Genomic DNA, 19,047 nt, shown 5'->3' on the forward strand with positions numbered 1-19,047 from the left:
CAGCCGAAGCGACATGCATGATCCCGCCGCCGCGGACCGGCGCCCGTTCCATCTGGTCGAGACCCTGGACGCGATCCCGGCCGCGCTGACGGGCGGCGTCGTCGCCATCGGCAACTTCGACGGCGTCCATCGCGGCCACCAGGCGGTTCTCGCGGAGGCGCTGGATCGCGGGCAGGCCGCCGGCCGGCCGGTGCTGGCCATGACCTTCGAGCCGCATCCGCGCACCGTCTTCAGGCCCGACCAGCCCGTATTCCGGCTGACCCCGCCCGGCCCCAAGGCCCGCCTGATGCGGGCGCTGGGCCTCGACGGCCTCCTGGTCGTCCCCTTCGACCGCGCCTTCGCATCCATCGAGGCGGACGCCTTCGTGTCCGACATCCTGCTCGGCCGCCTGGGCATCACCGACGCGGTGGTCGGCTACGACTTTCACTTCGGCCGCGCCCGTGGCGGCTCGCCGGCCTTCCTGGCCGCGCGCGGCGCCCGGGACGGCTTCTCGGTGGAGATCGTCGAGGCCTTCGCGGACGAGGGCGCCGAGCCGGTCTCGTCGAGCCGCATCCGCGACGCGCTCGCGGCGGGCGATCTCGGCCTCGCCCAGGGCCTGCTCGGCTACCGCTGGTTCGTCGAGGCCGAGGTGGTGCACGGCGAGAAGCGCGGCCGCGAGCTCGGCTTCCCGACCGCCAACATGCGCCTCGGCCCGGACTGCCGCCTGCGCCACGGGATCTACGCCGTCACGGTCGCGGTCGGCGCCGCGGTCCACCAGGGCGTCGCCAGCTACGGCCGGCGGCCCCAGTTCGACAACGGCGCCCCGCTGCTCGAGACCTACCTCCTCGATTTCGCCGGCGACCTCTACGGCCGCACCGCGGTCGTCACCTTCGTGTCCTGGCTCCGGCCCGAGCAGCGCTTCGACGGCGTCGAGGCGCTCGTGGCACAGATGCACCGGGACACCGCCGAGGCGCGCGCGGTGCTCGGCGCCGTCGGCCCCGGCACGGCCCTCGACCGCGCCCTCGGCGAAGACCCGTGAGCCTCGCCGCCGCCGGCCCGGCGCGGGATGCGCAGACGCTCCGCGGCATGGGGCTGATGACCGCCGCGATGGTGATCGTGCCGGCCATGGACATCCTCGCCAAGCTGCTCGCCCAGCGCCTGCCGCCCCTGGAGGTCGCCTTCGGGCGCATGCTCGTCCAGATGCTGCTCGCCCTGGCCTTCGCGGCGGCCACCGGCGCGCTCCGCACGCTCCTGCCGCCCCGCTTCGGGGTCCACCTCATGCGCGGCTTCTGCCTCGCCGGGGCGACGCTCCTGTTCTTCACCGCGCTCCGCGTCATGCCGCTCACCGACGCCCTGGCGGTCTTCTTCGTCCAGCCCATGATCCTGACCGCCCTGTCGGCCCTGGTTCTCAAGGAGCGGGTCGACCGCCGCCGCTGGCTGGCCTGCGCGGTCGGCTTCCTGGGTGCGCTCGTCATCGTGCGCCCGAGCTGGCAGGTCTTCGGCATCCACGCGCTGATGCCGCTCGGCACCGCCTGCCTGTTCTCCGGCTACCTCCTGATCACCCGCATCCTGGCCGGCACCGGCACCCTGATGGCGACCCAGTTCGTCACCGGCCTCGGCGGCACGCTCCTGCTCGGCGCCGCGCTCGCGGTCGCGACCCTCCTCGGCCTCGAGGGCGCCGCGGCGCGCATGCCGGCCGGCTCCGACTGGCTGATGTTCCTCGGCATCGGCCTGATCTCGCTCGTCACCCACGGGCTCGTGGTCAAGGCCTTCGAGAGCGCGCCGGCCGCCGTGCTGGCGCCGCTCAACTACCTGGAGATCATCAGCGCCACGACCCTCGGCTTCCTGGTCTTCGGCGACTTCCCGGACGGGCCGACCTGGGCCGGCATCGTCCTGATCGTCGGCTCGGGCCTGGCGATCGTGCGGCGCGAGGCGGGCAAGGCCGCGTGACGAGGCGCGATCCGGGCTTCCCCAACCGCCCCGGCGCTGGTAGAACCGCCGCCATCCTTCGACCTCGGGAACGAGCACGCATGCGTCGGCTTCACGCGACCGGGCGGGACCTCCGCCGAATTACGGGCCCGGCCTCCTCCGGGCGCGCCTGATCGCGACCCGGTCGAGGTCCGGGACTTCCTAAGCCTCGCCCCGCGGCGCGGCCCCTCGAGGCCGCCGCCCCTGTCCCGTCCGATCCGAGTTGACCGATGAACGACACGTCCGCCTCCGCGACCCGAGACTATTCGGAGACGCTCTTCCTCCCCGTCACCGACTTCCCCATGCGCGCCGGCCTGCCCGAGAAGGAGCCGAAGATCCTGGAGCGCTGGCAGTCGACGGGCCTGTACCGCCGCCTGCGCGAGGCCGCCAAGGGCCGCCCCCTGTTCGTGCTGCACGACGGCCCGCCGTACGCCAACGGCAACCTCCACATCGGCCACGCGCTCAACAAGATCCTCAAGGACGTCATCACGCGCTTCAAGCAGATGGAGGGCTACGACTCCAACTACGTCCCCGGCTGGGACTGCCACGGCCTGCCCATCGAATGGAAGATCGAGGAGCAGTACCGCGCCAAGGGCCGCAACAAGGACGAGGTGCCGGCGGTCGAGTTCCGCAAGGAGTGCCGGCAGTTCGCCGAGCACTGGATCGGCGTGCAGGCGGCCGAGTTCAAGCGGCTCGGCGTCGAGGGCGACTTCGAAAACCCCTACCTGACCATGGCCTACGAGGCCGAGGCCGTGATCGCCACCGAGCTGCAGAAGTTCGCGGTCTCGGGCCAGCTCTACCGCGGCTCCAAGCCGGTCATGTGGTCGGTCGTCGAGAAGACCGCGCTCGCCGAGGCCGAGGTCGAGTACCAGGACTACCAGTCGGACACGATCTGGGTGAAGTTCCCGGTGGTGGTCGGCCCGGCCGCAGTGGCCGGCGCCTCGGTGGTCATCTGGACGACGACCCCCTGGACCATCCCGGGCAACCGCGCCATCGCGTATTCGTCCAAGGTCGCCTACGGGGTCTACGAGGTGACGGCCGCGCCGGAAGGCAATTGGGCGAAGGCCGGCGACCGCCTGATCCTCGCCGACCGGCTGGCCGAGGAGGTGATGCGCGCCGCGAAGGTGGACTCCTTCGAGAAGCGCGAGGCGCTCTCGGAGCATGATCTCGCCGGCATCGCCTGCAAGCACCCGCTCGCCGCTCTCGGCTACGGCTTCATGGTGCCCATGCTCGAGGGCGACCACGTCTCCGACGATGCGGGCACCGGCTTTGTCCACACCGCCCCGGGCCACGGCCGCGAGGACTTCGAGGCCTGGATGCACCATGCGCGGACCCTGCAGGCGCGCGGCATCGACCCGACGATCCCCTTCACGGTCGACGACGACGGCTATTTCACCGCCCAGGCCCCCGGCTTCGAGAACCGCCGGGTGATCACCGACAAGGGCGAGAAGGGCGACGCCAACGGGGCGGTCATCCAGGCGCTGGCGGACGCCGGCGCCCTGGTGGCGCGCGGCCGCCTGAAGCACCAGTACCCGCATTCCTGGCGGTCGAAGAAGCCGGTCATCTTCCGCAACACGCCGCAATGGTTCATCCACATGGACCGCGACATCGACGGCCAGGGCGACACGCTGCGCGCCCGGTCGCTCAAGGCCATCGCGGAGACCACCTTCTACCCGCCGCAGGGGCAGAACCGGCTGGAAGGCATGATCGCCGGCCGGCCGGACTGGGTCGTCTCGCGCCAGCGCGCCTGGGGCGTGCCGATCGCCGTGTTCCGCCACGAGGACACCGGCCGCCTCGCGCCGGGACCGGACTTCGCCCACAACGACGCGCTGACCCGCCGCGTCTACGACGCCTTCAAGGCCGAGGGCGCCGACGCCTGGTACGCCGAGGGCGCGGAGGAGCGCTTCCTCGGCGGGCTCGTGGACGACCTGCCGAAGTGGCGGAAGGTGAACGACATCCTGGACGTCTGGTTCGACAGTGGCTCCACCCACGCCTTCGTGCTGGAGAAGCGGCCGGACCTGAAGTGGCCGGCGGACATGTACCTGGAGGGCTCGGACCAGCACCGCGGCTGGTTCCACTCCTCGCTCCTGGAGAGCTGCGGCACCCGCGGCCGGGCCCCCTACGACTCGGTCCTGACCCACGGCTTCGTCATGGCCGAGGACGGCCGCAAGATGTCGAAGTCGCTCGGCAACATCGTCGCCCCGCAGGACGTCATCAAGACCTCCGGCGCCGACATCCTGCGGCTCTGGGTCGTCACCTCCGACTATGCGGACGACCTCCGCATCGGCCCAGAGATCATGAAGACCAACGCGGAGGCCTACCGCAAGCTGCGCAACACGCTGCGCTGGATGCTCGGCACCCTCGCCCACCACGAGCCCGGCGACGAGGTCCCGCTCGCCGAGATGCCGGAGCTCGAGCGCTTCATGCTGCACCGCCTCGCCGAGGTCGGCGACGAGGTGCGCGCCGGCTACGCGGCCTACGACTTCAAGCGCATCGTGCATGTGCTGATGAACTTCATGGTCGTCGACCTGTCGGCCTTCTACTTCGACATCCGCAAGGACGCGCTCTACTGCGACCCCTATTCCTCGGTCCGGCGGCGCGCGGCCCTGACGGTGGTCGACCGGCTCTTCGACGCGATCGTCACCTGGCTCGCCCCCATGCTGCCCTTCACCATGGAGGAGGCCTGGACGCTCCGGCACCGGTCGGAGGAGCGCTCCGTCCACCTGGAGCTCTTCCGCGAACTGCCCGCCGACTGGCGCGACGACGCGCTCGCCGCCAAGTGGGCGCGGGTCCGCCGGGTCCGGCGGGCCGTCACCGGCGCCCTCGAACTGGAGCGCGCCGCCAAGCGGATCGGCTCCTCCCTCGAGGCCGCCCCCGTCGTCTACGTCGCCGACGAGGCGCTGCGGACGGCGGCCTGTTCGGTCGACATGGCCGAGATCGCCATCACGAGCGGCCTCACCGTGCTGGCCGGCGAGGGGCCGGCCGACGCGATCCGGATCGACGAGGTCGCCGGCGTCGCGGTCGTGCCGAAGCCCGCCGAGGGCCGCAAGTGCGCCCGCTCCTGGAAGATCAGCACGGAGGTCGGCGCCGACCCGGCCTACCCGGACCTCACGCCCCGCGACGCCGCCGCGATGCGCGAGTGGGAAAGCCGCCGGGGACGCGCCGCGTGAGCGGGCGCTTCCGGCACGAGGGTCGGCCCGCGGGGCCCGGCCGATGACGCCCCGCGTCCTCGGCCTCCTCGTGGCCGCCGTCGGGCTGGCCCTCGACCAGGCCTCCAAGCTCTACGTCCTGCGCGTCGCCGATCTCGGCGAGACGGGCCCGGTCGCGATCGCCCCCTTCGCGGAGTTCCGCCTTGTCTGGAACTACGGCATCTCGTACGGGCTCCTCCGCCAGGAGGGCGACCTCGGCCGCTGGCTCCTGGTGGTGCTCTCGCTCGCCGCCTCGGTGCTGATCGTGGTCTGGCTCGGCCGCACCGAGCGGCGGCTCGAGGCGCTGTCGCTCGGGCTGATCCTCGGCGGCGCGGTCGGCAACGCCATCGACCGCTCCGCCTACGGCGCGGTCGTGGATTTCGTGCACCTGTTCCTGCCGGATCGGTCCCTGTCCTGGTACGTGTTCAACCTCGCCGACGTGTGGATCGTTGCCGGTGTGGCGGGTCTCCTGTATGAGATGGCCTTCTCCGGCCCCACGGGCGCCACAAAGTCGGGGTCTTCGTGACTTCGCAAGACTTCCGCCCCGATGCTGCCGAGACGGCGCGGCCTTGCTGATTCTCTGAGGCGGGCGCCCGGCCGCCGCGGCCCGAGCATGAGGTTTCCGGTGACGATGTCCGCCTGCCCCCGCCTACTTCGTCCGGCCATCCTGGTCCTGGCCCTCGGCCTCGCCGGTTGCGCCAGCTCCACGTCGGGCTTCGTCGACGAGGGACAGGAAGACGAGGCGATCGACAAGAATCTGATCAAGGGCCTGATGTCCAGCATGGGCGCGATCGACCCGAAGGAGCGGCCGATCGAGTACAAGCCGCGCGCCCCCCTGGTCGTCCCGCCGAAGCGCGAGCTGCCGGCCCCCCAGGACCCGAACGCGCTGACCGGTAATTTCCCGCGCAATCAGGAGGACGTCGACCTCGCCATGGCGAAGGCCGCCGAGAAGGGCCAGCCCGATCCGGGCCGCGCCTGGACCCCGGACGAGCTCGCCCGCTACAGGATCGAGGGCGCGGGCCGCACCCGCTACGACACGGACGACCGGGCCGCCGGGCGCCGGCTGACGCCGGAGGAGATGAGGGGCCAGTCCGTTCGCAACCAGGAGGCCCTCGCCCTCGCCAAGAACCCGGGGCCGCGCCGCTCGCTGGTCGAGCCGCCGGTCGAGTACCGCAAGCCGTCCCCGAACGCGCCGCTCGAGCCGGCCGAGGAGAAGTCCTCCTGGAAGCCGAGCTGGTGGCCGCTCTGAGGCGTGGCGTCTCCACATCCGGACTCACGCAAGCGTGACGGGCGCCACATGGGCGCCCGATTGACCGTCGCTATATGGTGTCGGCGATCGTTCCCGTCGTCCTGCCACGAGGATCCATGACCTTGCAGCGTCCGCAGCGGCCCCGTGCCCGGATATCCGCGTTCCTGCCGGCCTCCTCCGGGCTCCGCCCGGCCCTGGCCGCCCTCCTCCTCGCCGGCTCGCTCGGCCTCGCCGCGCCCGCCGGGGCCCAGACCGACCTGAAGGTGGCGAACCAGACGGCCGCCACCCTGCCGGCGGCGACCGACCCCCTCCCGCCTGCCCCCGTGATCGGCGGCAACGTGGCGACCTTCACGCTCGCCAACGGCCTGCAGGTGGTCGTCATCCCGGACGGCCGCGCGCCCGTCGTCACCCACATGGTCTGGTACAAGGTCGGCTCGGCCGACGAGCGTCCGGGGCAGTCGGGCATCGCCCACTACCTCGAGCACCTCATGTTCAAGGGCACGAAGGCCAATCCGGCCGGCGCCTTCTCGCGCACCGTGTCGACCCTGGGCGGCCAGGAGAACGCCTTCACGTCCAACGACTACACCGGCTACTTCCAGCGCGTCGCCAAGGAGCACCTGCCGCTGATGATGAAGCTGGAGGCCGACCGCATGGCGAACCTCGAGCTCGTCGAGGCGACCGCCAAGCCGGAGCTCCAGGTCGTCCTCGAGGAGCGCAGCCAGCGCACCGACAACGACCCGTCCGCCCAGCTCGGCGAGGCGATGGACGCCGCGCTCTATCGCTCGAGCCCGTACCGCATCCCGGTCATCGGCTGGCGGCACGAGATCGAGACGCTGACCGCCAAGGACGCGATCGACTTCTACAATCTCTGGTACACGCCCAACAACGCCATCCTGATCGTGGCGGGGGACGTGCAGCCGGCCGAGATCCGCAAGCTGGCCGAGGACACCTACGGCAAGGTTCCGCGCCGGGCCGAGCCGGGCGAGCGCGTCCGGCCCACGGAGCCGCCGTCGCTCGCGAGCCGCACGGTCACGCTCGCCGACGAACGCGTCACCCAGCCGAGCCTGCGCATGGGCTGGGTGGTGCCCTCCTACCGGACCGCCGAGAAGGGCGAGGCCGAGGCGATCGACGTGCTCGCCGAGATCATCGGTTCCGGCTCGACGAGCCGCCTCTATCGCGACCTGGTGGTCGGCAAGGGCCTCGCCTCCTCGGCGGGCGGCTACTACCAGTCGACCGCCTGGGACGACACCAAGCTGCTCTTCTACGCCACCCCGCGCGACGGCGTGACCCTGGATGCCCTCAAGGCCGCCCTCGACGAGGCTCTCGCCGCGGTCGTCCGCGACGGCGTCAACGAGGCGGAGCTGACGCGCGCCAAGCGCAAGATCGTCGCAACCGCCATCCACGCCCAGGACAGCCAGGCCTCGCTCGCCCGCATCTTCGGCACCGCGCTGACCACCGGCTCCACCGTCGAGGACGTCCAGAGGTGGCCGGGCCGGGTCTATGCGGTCACGGCCGCGGACGTGAAGAAGGTGGCCGAGAAGTATCTCGTGCCGGAAGGCAGCGTCACGGCCTACCTGCTCCCCGCCCCGCCGACCGGCAAGAGGCCGAGCGCGCGGGCGCAATGGCCGGTGGCCGGTCCGGGCGCCGGCGCGATCCGCTGAGCCCCGCAAGGGCGCCCGTCCCCGAGCGCCGGCCCGTTCCGCCGCCCCGGCGGCGGCATCCCGTTTCCGACCGATCAGGATGCGAATCCCCATGATGGCCGTTTTCCGCAGCCTCCGTCCCCTGGCCCTGGCGGCCGCCCTCGCCGTCGCACCCCTCCTCGGGGCCGCCCCCGCCGGCGCGGTCGAGATCCAGCGCGTCGTCAGCCCCGGCGGCATCGAGGCCTGGCTGGTCGAGGAGCACACGGTGCCGCTGGTGGCGGTGAACTTCGCCTTCCGCGGGGGCTCCGCGCAGGATCCGGCCGGCAAGGCCGGGCTCGCGAACCTGCTTTCGACCCTGCTCGACGAGGGCGCGGGCGAACTCGACAGCCAGCAGTTCCAGGAGCGCCTGTCCGACCTCTCCATCCGGCTCTCCTACGAGGACAGCCGGGACGCCTTCTTCGGCGAGATGAAGACCCTGTCGCAGAACCGCGACGCCGCCTTCGATCTCCTGCGCCTCTCGGTCTCGAAGCCCCGCTTCGACGCGGAGGCGGTGGAGCGCATGCGCGTCCAGGCGATCGCCGGGCTCCGGCGCGAGTTGCGCGATCCGGAATCCATCGCCGGGCGGGTCTGGGCGCGGACGCTCTTCCCCGACCATCCCTACGGTCGCCCCTCCAACGGCGACGAGGCGTCGGTGGCGGCCATCACGGCGTCCGACATCCGCGACTACCACGCCCGCGTCTTCGCCCGGGACAACCTCAAGATCGCGGTGGTCGGCGCCATCGACGCCAAGACGCTCGGCCCCCTGCTCGACCGCACCTTCGGCGACCTGCCCGCCACAGCCCGCCTCACGCCCGTTCCGGACGTCACCCCGCGCACCGGCGTGACCGTCGCCGAGAGCCTGCCGATCCCGCAGACGGTCATCCGGCTCGCCACCGAGGGCCTGAAGCGCAAGGACCCGGACTTCATCCCGGGCTTCGTGATGAACCATATCCTGGGCGGCGGTTCCTTCTCGTCCTGGCTCTACGAGGAGGTGCGCGAGAAGCGCGGCCTCGCCTACTCGGTCTTCACCGCGCTCGCCCCCTACGACCACGCCGGGCTCTTCTACGGCGGCCTCGGCACCCGCGCGGACCGCGCCGGGGAGAGCATCGAGGTGATCCGCCAGCAGATCCGCCGCATGGCCGAGGTCGGACCGACCGCCGCCGAGCTCGACAAGGCCAAGGCCTACCTGACCGGCTCCTACGCGCTCCGCTTCGACACCTCCGACAAGATCGCCGGCCAACTCCTCGCCATCCAGATGGACGACCTCGGCATCGACTACATCGACCGCCGCAACGCCCTGATCGACGCGGTTACGCTCGACGACGTCAAGCGGGTCGCCCGTCGGCTCCTGTCCAAGGACCTCACGGTCGTGACGGTGGGCCCGAGCGGCAGCTGATCCCAGGCTAATGGCGTCTCGACCCGTTGCCGGGACTTCGTTTCTGTCATGCCCGGGCATGTCCCGGGCATTCACGACGGGAGTTTCTTACTCGTGGAATGGATTGCCGGGACAAGCCCGGCAATGACAGATCGAAAGGTGGGCACTTCGCGCGACCGGTATGAGCCGCCCGCGCCCTATCGGCCGGACCGGATCGCCTCCAGGAAGCCGGAGAGGTGGTCGGTGACGAAGTCCACGTGCGGCGCGTCGCGGCCGTCCATCTCCCAGGCCTCGCGGAACACCTCCCGGGTCCGCTGCGGGACCACCAGCACGGTGCGCATGCCGAGCCCGTGCGGCACCGCGAGGTTGCGCGACAGGTCCTCGAACATGGCCGAGCGCTTCGGTTCGATGCCGTGCAGCTTCAGAAAGATGTCGTAGGCGTCCCGGTGCGGCTTCGGCAACAGGCCGGCCGCCACGATGTCGAACACGTCCTCGAAATGGTGCGCAATGCCGAGCGCGCGGGCGGTCTTCTCCGCGTGCTTGCGGCTGCCGTTGGTCATGATGAACTTGCGGCCGGGCAGGGCCTCGATGGCGTCGCCGAGGGCGGGGTCGGGGGCCAGGACCGAGTGGTCGATGTCGTGGACATATTCCAGGAAGGCGTCCGGCGAGATGCCGTGCTCGATCATCAGGCCGCGCAGCGTCGTGCCGTACTGCTGGTACCACCCGCGCTGGAGCCGCTGCGCCTCCTCCTCGTCGGTGTCGAGAAGCACGCGGACATAGTCGCGGATGCGCACGTCGACCTGGCCGAAGAGGTTGGAATGGGCCGGGTAGAGCGTGTTGTCCAGGTCGAAGACCCAGGTGTCGACATGTGCGAAGCGGGCCGCACGGTCCTCGGGCTTCGGGGCGGAGACGGGTGTTTCTGTGCTCAGCATCATGGGTCCGATGGCAGCACGGAACCGGTTAGGGTTCCGTTCGCGGGCGGCGAGGGGCCGCCCGCCGGGGTCGGACCATCCAATGTCGGCCTGTTCCGACCGTCCGGCAACCCCCGGGCGGCCGAAAAGACGCACTACTGCGTGATGAGCGTGCCGGCCCCGTGCTCGGTGAAGAGCTCGAGCAGGACCGCGTGCGGCACCTTGCCGTTCAGGATGACGACCGCCTCGACGCCGCGGTCGAGCGCCTCCAGGCAGGTCTCGACCTTCGGGATCATGCCGCCCGAGATCGTGCCGTCCTCGATCAGCCGCAGGGCGTCGGCGCGCGACAGCTCCTTGATGAGGTTCTTGTCGCGGTCCAGCACCCCGGGCACGTCGGTCAGGAACAGGAGGCGCGACGCCCCGAGCGCGCCCGCGATGGCGCCCGCGAAGGTGTCGGCGTTGACGTTGTAGGTCTCGCCGTCCTCGCCCGGGCAGACCGGGGCGAGGACCGGGATGATCTCCGAGCGCGCGAGCACCTGCAGGACGGCGGTGCGCACGGTCTTCGGGTCGCCCACGAAGCCGAGGTCGACCTCGGTCTCGGCACCGGTCTTCGGGTCGCGGACCGTGCGGGTCAGCTTGGTCGCCGTGACCATGTTGCCGTCCTTGCCGGTGAGGCCGATCGCGCGGCCGCCGGCCTGGCCGATCGACTGCACGATCTCCTTGTTGATCGAGCCGGCGAGGACCATCTCGACCACCTCGACGGTCGCCCGGTCGGTCACCCGCATGCCGCCGGCGAATTCCGACTTGATGCCGAGCCGGTCCAGCATGGCGTTGATCTGCGGCCCGCCGCCGTGCACCACGACCGGGTTCACGCCAGCGAGCTTGAGGAGCGTGATGTCCTCCGCGAAGGCGCGGCCGAGCGCCGGGTCGCCCATCGCATGCCCGCCGAACTTCACCACGACCGTCTTGTCGTCGTAGCGGAGCATGTAGGGCAGCGCCTTGGAGAGGATCCCGGCCTCGGCGACGAGTTCGGCCTCGGACTTCTCGGACAAGGTCTTGACGACGGTCATGGGCGGGCTCCGGCGGGAGGGGACGGAGGTCTCTTAAGCAAAGGTGCGCGCGGACACAACCGCCGGCCCGGCAGGGCTCCCCGCCGGCGGCGCGCCCCGCCGGCCCGGCGGCGCGATGTCACATGCCGGCGACCGCCGGCCGGTGCCGGGCGGCCTCGCCGTCGCGCACCCGCTCGCGGAACGGGCTCGCCCGGTAGACCCCGAGGATGCGGTACTGGGCGAAGAAGCCGAGCTCCTCCAGCGCCAGCGCCAGCGGCCGCTCCTCCGGATGGCCGTCGACGTCGGCCAGGAACTGGGTCGCCGTGAAGGTGCCGCCGACCATGTAGCTTTCCAGCCGGGTCATGTTGATGCCGTTCGTGGCGAAGCCGCCGAGCGCCTTGTAGAGCGCCGCCGGCACGTTGCGCACCTCGAACACGAAGGTCGTGACGATCGGCCCGATGCCGGGCGCCGCGCGCAGGTCCTGGCGCGACAGGATGATGAAGCGCGTGGTGTTGTGCGCCTCGTCCTCGATGTCGGACTTCAGGATGTCGAGCCCGTAGATATCCGCGGCGAGCCGCGACGCGATGGCGCCCTGGCTCGGATCGCCGCGCTCGGCGATCTCCCGGGCCGAGCCGGCGGTGTCGGCGCCGACGACCGCCGTCAGGCCCAGGCTCCGGAGCGCGTTGCGGCACTGGCCGAGCGCCTGCGGGTGGCTCTGTACCGTCTTGAGGTCGGCGAGCGCCGTCCCCTTCAGCGCCATGAGCTGGTGACGGATCGGCAGGAAGTACTCGCCGATGATGTGCAGGCTCGACTGCGGCAGGAGATGGTGAATGTCGGCGACCCGGCCCGCGATCGAGTTCTCGACCGGGATCATGCCGAGATCGGCGCTGCCGCCCTCGATCGCCGCGAAGCAGTCTTCGAAGGTCTGGCAGGGCACCGCCTCGTAGTCGGGATAGACCTCCCGGCAGGCGATGTGGGAATTCGCTCCGGGCTCGCCCTGGAAGACGATCTTCTTGCGGCCGATCATTCCGTGCTTCCTTCCTGCTTGCCCCGCGGCGTGCGCTTCAGCGCGCGAGCATGCGGCGGGCTTTTTCCAGATCCTCGGGCGTGTCGACCCCGAGCGGCACCGTGTCGACGATGCCGACGTCGATGCGCATGCCGTTCTCCAGCGCGCGCAGCTGCTCGAGCTTCTCGCGCGTCTCGAGCGGCGCCGGCGGCAGCGTGACGAAGCGCTCCAGGGCGGCGCGGCGATAGGCATAGAGGCCGATGTGGTGGTAGAGCGGCCCGGCGCCGGTGGGCGCCGTGGCGCGCGTGAAATAGAGGGCGCGCAGGCGGTCGGGTCCGATCGGGGTGCCGACCACCTTGACGACATTCGGGTTGGTGCGCTCCTCCTCGACGGCGATCTCGGCCGCGATGGTGGCGATGTCGACGCTCGCGTCGTCCAGAGGCGCGAAGGCGGCGCGCACCGCCGAGGCCTCGATGGTCGGCAGGTCGCCCTGCACGTTGACGACCACGTCGAAGCGGCCGTCGGGATCGTAGCGGCGCAGCGCCTCGAAGATGCGGTCGGACCCGGTCGGGTGCGCCGGGCTGGTCATGACGGCCTCGCCGCCGGCGGCCCGCACCGCCTCGGCGATGCGCTCGTCGTCGCAGGCGACCACCACGGGCCCGATGTCGGCCTCGCGGGCGCGCCGCCAGACATGGACGATCATGGGATCGCCCAGGATGTCGGCGAGCGGCTTGCCCGGCAGGCGCGTGGCGCTCAGGCGGGAGGGAATCAGCACCAGGGCGGACAGGGACATGGGCGGCCTTCTCGGGCGACGGGCACGGGACGGATTAGACGGAAGAGGGTCTGGTCTGGACCGGCGGCCGCTTTATACGTATGGACACGTGCGCTGGAAAGTGTAGTTTCCGCGCGCAACGCAGAACCCCAGGTCCCATCCGGGCTTTCCCGGACCGCGGCCGCGAGGGCCGGCCCCCGGCCCGGACGCGGATCCGCCGGCGGACCGCCAGACCGGATCACCGGAGCATCGACCCGATGGATTCCTTCGAACTGAACAAGATGGCCGGGGCCCTGCTCGGCGCCGGCGTCTTCGCGATGGGCATCGGCCTCCTCGCCGAGGCGATCTTCCATGTCGAGAAGCCCGCCCAGCCGGGCTACGTGGTGGCGGTCCAGGAAGGCGGCGCGGCAGCCGGCGGACAGGCCGCCTCGGGCGCCGCCGCGGCGGCCCCGATCGGCGAGCGGCTCAAGGTCGCGACCGCCGATGACGGCAAGAAGGTCTTCTCCAAGTGCAGCTCCTGCCACAACGTGGAGAAGGGCGGCAAGAACGGCACCGGCCCGAACCTCTGGGGCGTGGTCGGCGGTCCGCTCGCGCACGCCGACGGCTTCGCCTATTCGGGCGGCATGAAGGAAGGCGCATCCGCCGGCCAGAAGTGGGACTTCGACCACCTCGACAAGTTCCTCGAGAACCCGGCCGGCGTCGTGAAGGGCACCAAGATGTCCTTCAAGGGCCTGCCCAAGCCCGAGGAGCGCGCGGCCGTCATCGAGTTCCTGCGCAACCAGGCCGACAGCCCCCTGCCGAAGCCCTGACGGGCGCCGGCATCAGCGGATCTCCAGGCCGGGCCGTCGCGCCCGGCCTTTTCGCATGGGCCTCGTGCTTTCCGAGGCGCCGCGACGGGTCCCGGGAACGCGGCCCGACTATTTTCGTCATAATCTCGTGACCCATGTGGACATGCAGATCGGGCGGCTCATATCGTCGCCCGACTGACGACAGGACAGGAGTGACTCCGCCCGATGGTCCAGCCCGCCGCCCGCCCGCTCTTCGCCCTCGCCCTCGCGCTCCTGACGGCCGTGGCCCTGCCCGGTCGGAGCCATGCCGAGGAGCCGGCCTGGCGGCACGGCGCGTCCCTCATGGGGGACATCAAGTATCCGGCGGACTTCAAGCGCTTCGACTACGTCAACCCGAACGCCCCGAAGGGCGGCACGGTGCGGTTCGCCGCCCAGGGCACCTTCGACAACCTGAACATAGCGGTCACGCTGAAGGGCAATCTCGCGGCCGGCATCGGCAACCTCTACGACAGCCTGATGACGAGTTCGCTCGACGAGCCGTCCAGCCAGTACGGCGAGATCGCCGAGGCGCTGCGCTATCCCGCCGACTTCTCCTGGGTATCCTTCCGGCTCGACCCCAGGGCCAAGTGGCACGACGGCAAGCCGATCACGCCCGAGGACGTGCTCTGGTCTTACGAGATCCAGCGCGAGACCAACCCGAATTTCGCCAAGTACTACAATCACGTGAAGGAGGCGAAGGTCACCGGCGAGCGGGAGGTCACCTTCACGTTCGACCAGGCCGGGAACCGGGAACTGCCGCAGATCGTCGGCCAGATCACCGTGCTGCCGAAGCACTGGTGGGAGGGCAAGGGTCCCGACGGTCAGCCGCGCAACGTGCGCAACACCAGCCTGGAGGTCCCGCTCGGCAGCGGCCCCTACCGGGTCAAGTCCTTCGAGCCGGGCCGCACGATCGCGTACGAGCGCGTGAAGGACTACTGGGGCGAGGGCCTGCCGGCCAAGGTCGGGCAGAACAATTTCGACGAGATCCGCTACGACTACTACCGCGATCCGCAGGTCGCCCTTGAGGCCTTCAAGGGCGACAACTACGACTTCCGTGTCGAGACCTCGGCCAAGAACTGGGCGACGGCCTACGAGTTCCCGGCCAAGTCGGACGGGCGCGTCATCCTGGAGCGCTTCGAGCAGAAGAGCTCGGGCGGCATGCAGGCCTTCGTGGTCAACCTGCGCCGGGACAAGTTCAAGGACGTCCGCGTCCGCCGCGCCCTCAACCTCGCCTTCGACTTCGAGACGCTGAACCGCACCGCCTTCTACGACCAGTACCAGCGCACGAACAGCTACTTCGCCCCCATGGAGCTCGCCGCCACGGGCCTTCCCGGACCCGACGAGCTGAAGTTCCTGGAACCGCTCAAGGCCAAGATCCCGCCCGAGGTGTTCACGACCGAGTACAAGAACCCGGTCGGCGGCGACCAGACCGCGATGCGGGCGAACCTGCGCCAGGCCCTGACGCTCCTCAAGGAGGCGGGCTACGAGAATCAGGGCGGCCGGCTGGTCAAGACCGACACCAAGCAGCCGCTCACCATTGAGTTCCTGCTCGACGCGCCGACCTTCGAGCGCGTCGCGGTTCCCTATCGCGAAAGCCTGAAGCTGCTCGGCATCGACCTCGTGGTCCGCATCGTCGACGACGCCCAGTACGAGAACCGCACCCGGGCGCGCGACTTCGACATGATTATCAACTCCTTCGGCCAGTCGCTCTCGCCCGGCAACGAGCAGCTCTATTACTGGGGCTCGGAAGCCGCCGACATCCAGGGGTCCGCCAACGTGGCGGGCATCAAGAACGAGGCGGTCGACAGCCTGATCCGCTCGATCATCTACGCGCCGAACCGCGAGGACCTGGTGGCCGCCACCAAGGCCCTCGACCGCGTGCTGCTGTGGAACCAGTACATGATCCCGCAGTGGCACTACGGCTACCTGCGGACGGCCCGTTGGGACCGCTTCGGCAGGCCCGAGACCATGCCGGACTATTTCCCGCCCGGCTTCCCGACGACCTGGTGGTGGGACGCCGACAAGGCCGCCAAGGTGGGGACCCGCAAGTGAACGGCCCCCGGCTCGACCGCCGGCAGGTGACGGGCGGTCTCGCGGCCGCCCTCGCGCTGCCGGCCGGGGCCGCCCTGCTCGGGCCGATGCCGGCGGCCGCGCAGGGCGAGGGCGAGCGGCACGGGCTCTCCTATTTCGGCGACCTCAAGTACCCGGCCGACTTCCGCCATTTCGACTACGTGAACCCCGCGGCCCCGAAGGGCGGCCGGCTCGTCACCGTGCCCTCCCAGTGGGCCTTCAACCAGAACCCGAGCACCTTCAACTCGCTCAACACGCTGATCCTGCGCGGCGACGCGGCGGTCGGACTGGAAGGCACCTTCTCGGCCCTCATGGTGCGCGGCCTCGACGAGCCCGACGCGGTCTACGGCCTCGTGGCGCGCTCGGTCTCGATCCGTGACGGCGGCAACAGCTACGTGTTCCGGCTCAGGCCCGAGGCGCGGTTCCACGACGGCTCCCCGATCAGCGCCGAGGACGTCGCCTTCTCGCTCAACACCCTGAAGGAGAAGGGCCACCCCGCGATTTCGCTGACCATCCGCGAGATGGCCGGCGCCGAGGCGACCGGATGGGATACGGTGGTGGTCCGCTTCACGGGGCGGCAGTCGCGCGGCCTGCCGCTCGTGGTCGCGACGCTCCCGATCGTCTCGAAGGCCTACTACGCGACCCGGCCCTTCGACCAGACCACCATGGAGCCGCCGCTCGGCTCCGGACCCTACCGGGTCGGCCGCTTCGAGGCCGGGCGCTACATCGAGTACGAGCGGGTGGCGGACTGGTGGGGCCGGGACCTGCCGGTCTCGGTCGGCCAGAACAATTTCGACGTCATCCGCTACGAGATGTTCCGCGAGCGCAACGTCGCTTTCGAGGCCTTCAAGGCGGGGCAGTACCTGCTGCGCGAGGAGTTCACCTCGCTGACCTGGGCCACCCAGTACGACTTCCCGGCCATTGCCGAGAAGAAGGTGGTCCGCTTCGAACTGGAAGACCAGTCGCCCTCCGGCCGGCAGGGCTGGTACCTCAACACGCGGCGCGAGAAGTTCGCCGACCCGCGCGTGCGCGAAGCCCTCGGCCTCGCCTTCGACTTCGAGTGGACCAACAAGAACGTCTTCTTCGGCAGCTACACGCGCGTCCACTCCTTCTTCGTCAACACCGAGTACGAGGCGACCGGAACGCCGTCGTCGGCGGAGCTGGCGCTCCTGGAACCCTACCGTGGCAAGGTCTCCGACGAGGTCTTCGGCGAGGCCTGGCGGGCGCCCGTCTCCGACGGGTCCGGACGCGACCGTGCCACGCTCCGCCGCGCCAGCCAGCTTCTCGCCGAGGCGGGCTGGACCTTGCAGAACGGCGCCCTGCGGAACCGGCGCGGCGAGGCGCTGACCATGGAGTTCCTGGACAGCGACACGAGCTTCCAGCGCGTGGTCGGGCCGTTCCAGGAGAACCTGAAGCGGATCGGCGTCGACAGCACGAGCCGCATCGTCGACCCCTCGCAATACCAGAAGCGCATCGACGAGTTCGACTTCGACGTCGTCTCCCGCCGCACCTCGATGGCGCCGACGCCCGAGGAGAGCATGCGCGAGGCCTGGTCGAGCGCCACGGCCGACAAGCCCGGCTCCGCGAACCTGCCCGGCATCAAGGACCCGGTCGTCGACGCCCTGGTCGACAAGGCGCTCGCCGCGACCACCCGCGAGGATCTCGTCACGATCTGCCGCGCCCTCGACCGGGTGCTGCGGTCCGGGCGCTACTGGATCCCGCACTGGTACAAGGGGTCGCACTGGATCGCCATGTGGGACGTCTATGCGCGGCCCGCCGTGAAACCGCGCTATTCTCGCGGCATCCAGAACACCTGGTGGGTCGACCGCGACAAGGCGGCAGCCCTCGGCAAGGGACTCTGATGGGCGCCTACATCCTCCGCCGCATCCTGCTCATGATCCCGACCATGATCGGCATCATGGCGATCAGCTTCGCGGTCATCCAGTTCGCCCCCGGCGGGCCGGTCGAGCGCGTCATCGCCCAGCTGACCGGCACGGACTCGGGCGCGACCTCGCGCGTCTCCGGCGGCGGCGGCGACTTCGCCGGCCAGCAGCCGGGCGGCGCCCAGCAGGGCGGCGGCGACGTGAGCTCGAAGTACCGCGGCGCCCAGGGCCTCGACCCGGAGTTCATCAAGAAGCTCGAGAAGCAGTTCGGCTTCGACAAGCCCCCGCTCGAGCGCTTCCTCCTGATGATGAAGAGCTACCTGACCTTCGACTTCGGGCAGAGCTACTTCCGCGACGTGTCCGTCATGAAGCTGATCGCCGAGAAGATGCCGGTGTCGATCTCGCTCGGCCTGTGGATGACCCTGCTCACCTACCTGATCTCGATCCCGCTCGGCATCCGCAAGGCGGTCCAGGACGGCTCCCGCTTCGACGTCTGGACCAGTGGGGTGCTGGTCATCGGCTACGCCATCCCGAGCTTCCTCTTCGCCATCTTCCTGATCGTGCTCTTCGCCGGCGGCTCCTTCTGGTCGATCTTCCCGCTCCGCGGCCTGTGGTCGGACAACTGGGCCTCCCTCACCTGGGGCGAGAAGGTCGTGGACTACTTCTGGCACCTCGTCCTGCCGCTGACCGCCATGGCGCTCGGCGCCTTCACGTCCTCCGCCTTCCTGACCAAGAACTCGTTCCTGGACGAGATCCGCAAGCAGTACGTCATGACGGCGCGCATGAAGGGCCTCACCGAACGCCAGGTGCTCTACGGCCACGTCTTCCGCAACGCCATGCTGCTCGTCATCGCGGGCTTCCCCGGGGCCTTCATCGGCGCCTTCTTCGGCGGCTCGCTGCTGATCGAGACGATCTTCTCGCTCGACGGCCTCGGCCTGCTCGGCTTCGAGTCCGTCGTCAACCGCGACTACCCGGTCGTCTTCGCCACCCTCTACGTCTTCTCTCTCGTGGGCCTGGTGGTCGGTCTCGTCTCGGACTTGACCTACACGTGGATCGACCCGCGCATCGACTTCGAAAGCCGGGAGGTCTGA

The 19,047-nt window shown here is 70.3% G+C and carries 15 protein-coding genes; 11 read left to right on the forward strand and 4 right to left on the reverse strand.

Going from position 1 to position 19,047, the window contains the following annotated elements; translation table 11 throughout:
* Positions 1 to 13: 13 nt before the first annotated feature.
* The 7 genes from WBG79_RS00990 (at position 14) to WBG79_RS01020 (ending at position 9,459) form a co-directional block, all read left to right on the forward strand.
* A complete protein-coding gene (locus WBG79_RS00990; protein ID WP_337355244.1) occupies positions 14 to 1,018 on the forward strand; it encodes a bifunctional riboflavin kinase/FAD synthetase in 1,005 nt (334 codons plus the stop codon).
* Positions 1,015 to 1,929, forward strand: coding sequence for a DMT family transporter (locus WBG79_RS00995; protein WP_337355245.1), 915 nt, complete (start codon positions 1,015 to 1,017; stop codon positions 1,927 to 1,929). Before WBG79_RS00990 ends, WBG79_RS00995 begins: the two co-directional genes overlap by 4 nt.
* 248 nt (positions 1,930 to 2,177) lie before the next feature.
* Complete coding sequence (gene ileS / locus WBG79_RS01000; RefSeq protein ID WP_337355246.1) at positions 2,178 to 5,117, forward strand: isoleucine--tRNA ligase; 2,940 nt, start codon at positions 2,178 to 2,180, stop codon at positions 5,115 to 5,117.
* Positions 5,118 to 5,160: 43 nt separating this feature from the next.
* Entirely contained in the window at positions 5,161 to 5,661 is a 501-nt protein-coding gene (gene lspA / locus WBG79_RS01005; RefSeq protein WP_337355247.1) for a signal peptidase II, read from the forward strand.
* 99 nt (positions 5,662 to 5,760) lie between these two features.
* The gene (locus WBG79_RS01010) at positions 5,761 to 6,384 is read left to right on the forward strand and encodes a hypothetical protein (protein WP_337355248.1); all 624 of its coding nucleotides are present in this window, start codon (positions 5,761 to 5,763) and stop codon (positions 6,382 to 6,384) included.
* Positions 6,385 to 6,500: 116 nt separating this feature from the next.
* Positions 6,501 to 8,045 carry a M16 family metallopeptidase gene (locus WBG79_RS01015; RefSeq protein WP_337355249.1) on the forward strand — a complete coding sequence of 515 codons (1,545 nt, stop codon included), beginning with the start codon at positions 6,501 to 6,503 and terminating at the stop codon, positions 8,043 to 8,045.
* Positions 8,046 to 8,136: 91 nt separating this feature from the next.
* Positions 8,137 to 9,459, forward strand: a complete 1,323-nt coding sequence (locus WBG79_RS01020) for a M16 family metallopeptidase (RefSeq protein WP_337355250.1) — start codon at positions 8,137 to 8,139, stop codon at positions 9,457 to 9,459.
* A 176-nt stretch (positions 9,460 to 9,635) separates the two neighbouring features.
* Here the strand turns inward: WBG79_RS01020 and WBG79_RS01025 are convergent, their stop codons facing one another.
* From WBG79_RS01025 to WBG79_RS01040, 4 genes are all read right to left on the reverse strand, one after another.
* Complete coding sequence (locus WBG79_RS01025) at positions 9,636 to 10,370, reverse strand: pyrimidine 5'-nucleotidase (protein ID WP_337355251.1); 735 nt, start codon at positions 10,368 to 10,370, stop codon at positions 9,636 to 9,638.
* 134 nt (positions 10,371 to 10,504) lie between these two features.
* Positions 10,505 to 11,419, reverse strand: a complete 915-nt coding sequence (gene argB, locus WBG79_RS01030; RefSeq protein WP_337355252.1) for an acetylglutamate kinase — start codon at positions 11,417 to 11,419, stop codon at positions 10,505 to 10,507.
* 118 nt (positions 11,420 to 11,537) lie between these two features.
* Positions 11,538 to 12,425 carry a prephenate dehydratase gene (locus WBG79_RS01035; RefSeq protein WP_337355253.1) on the reverse strand — a complete coding sequence of 296 codons (888 nt, stop codon included), beginning with the start codon at positions 12,423 to 12,425 and terminating at the stop codon, positions 11,538 to 11,540.
* A gap of 37 nt (positions 12,426 to 12,462) precedes the next feature.
* Positions 12,463 to 13,197, reverse strand: a complete 735-nt coding sequence (locus WBG79_RS01040) for a 3-deoxy-manno-octulosonate cytidylyltransferase (protein WP_337355254.1) — start codon at positions 13,195 to 13,197, stop codon at positions 12,463 to 12,465.
* Positions 13,198 to 13,433: 236 nt separating this feature from the next.
* Here WBG79_RS01040 and WBG79_RS01045 point away from each other — a divergent pair, with 236 nt between their 5' ends.
* The 4 genes from WBG79_RS01045 to WBG79_RS01060 all read left to right on the forward strand — a co-directional run bounded on the left by WBG79_RS01045 (position 13,434) and on the right by WBG79_RS01060 (position 19,047).
* The gene (locus WBG79_RS01045; protein ID WP_337355255.1) at positions 13,434 to 13,985 is read left to right on the forward strand and encodes a c-type cytochrome; all 552 of its coding nucleotides are present in this window, start codon (positions 13,434 to 13,436) and stop codon (positions 13,983 to 13,985) included.
* Positions 13,986 to 14,189: 204 nt separating this feature from the next.
* A complete protein-coding gene (locus WBG79_RS01050) occupies positions 14,190 to 16,055 on the forward strand; it encodes an extracellular solute-binding protein (protein ID WP_337355256.1) in 1,866 nt (621 codons plus the stop codon).
* Between the two features lie 86 nt (positions 16,056 to 16,141).
* Positions 16,142 to 17,935: an extracellular solute-binding protein gene (locus tag WBG79_RS01055; protein WP_443147438.1), complete on the forward strand. Its 1,794-nt coding sequence runs from the start codon at positions 16,142 to 16,144 to the stop codon at positions 17,933 to 17,935.
* Entirely contained in the window at positions 17,935 to 19,047 is a 1,113-nt protein-coding gene (locus tag WBG79_RS01060; RefSeq protein WP_337355258.1) for a microcin C ABC transporter permease YejB, read from the forward strand. The genes WBG79_RS01055 and WBG79_RS01060 overlap by 1 nt, the downstream gene beginning before the upstream one ends.

This window comes from Prosthecomicrobium sp. N25 (assembly GCF_037203705.1).
Classification (GTDB): Bacteria; Pseudomonadota; Alphaproteobacteria; order Rhizobiales; family Ancalomicrobiaceae; genus Prosthecodimorpha.

Bases quoted from the DNA above. Each gene is read 5' to 3' on its own strand.
- WBG79_RS00990 (WP_337355244.1), top strand. From the start codon at position 14: ATGCATGATCCCGCCGCCGCGGACCGGCGCCCGTTCCATCTGGTCGAG.
- ileS (WP_337355246.1), top strand. From the start codon at position 2,178: ATGAACGACACGTCCGCCTCCGCGACCCGAGACTATTCGGAGACGCTC.
- lspA (WP_337355247.1), top strand. From the start codon at position 5,161: ATGACGCCCCGCGTCCTCGGCCTCCTCGTGGCCGCCGTCGGGCTGGCC.
- WBG79_RS01015 (WP_337355249.1), top strand. From the start codon at position 6,501: ATGACCTTGCAGCGTCCGCAGCGGCCCCGTGCCCGGATATCCGCGTTC.
- WBG79_RS01020 (WP_337355250.1), top strand. From the start codon at position 8,137: ATGATGGCCGTTTTCCGCAGCCTCCGTCCCCTGGCCCTGGCGGCCGCC.
- WBG79_RS01025 (WP_337355251.1), bottom strand. From the start codon at position 10,370: ATGCTGAGCACAGAAACACCCGTCTCCGCCCCGAAGCCCGAGGACCGT.
- argB (WP_337355252.1), bottom strand. From the start codon at position 11,419: ATGACCGTCGTCAAGACCTTGTCCGAGAAGTCCGAGGCCGAACTCGTC.
- WBG79_RS01035 (WP_337355253.1), bottom strand. From the start codon at position 12,425: ATGATCGGCCGCAAGAAGATCGTCTTCCAGGGCGAGCCCGGAGCGAAT.
- WBG79_RS01040 (WP_337355254.1), bottom strand. From the start codon at position 13,197: ATGTCCCTGTCCGCCCTGGTGCTGATTCCCTCCCGCCTGAGCGCCACG.
- WBG79_RS01045 (WP_337355255.1), top strand. From the start codon at position 13,434: ATGGATTCCTTCGAACTGAACAAGATGGCCGGGGCCCTGCTCGGCGCC.
- WBG79_RS01050 (WP_337355256.1), top strand. From the start codon at position 14,190: ATGGTCCAGCCCGCCGCCCGCCCGCTCTTCGCCCTCGCCCTCGCGCTC.
- WBG79_RS01055 (WP_443147438.1), top strand. From the start codon at position 16,142: ATGCCGGCGGCCGCGCAGGGCGAGGGCGAGCGGCACGGGCTCTCCTAT.
- WBG79_RS01060 (WP_337355258.1), top strand. From the start codon at position 17,935: ATGGGCGCCTACATCCTCCGCCGCATCCTGCTCATGATCCCGACCATG.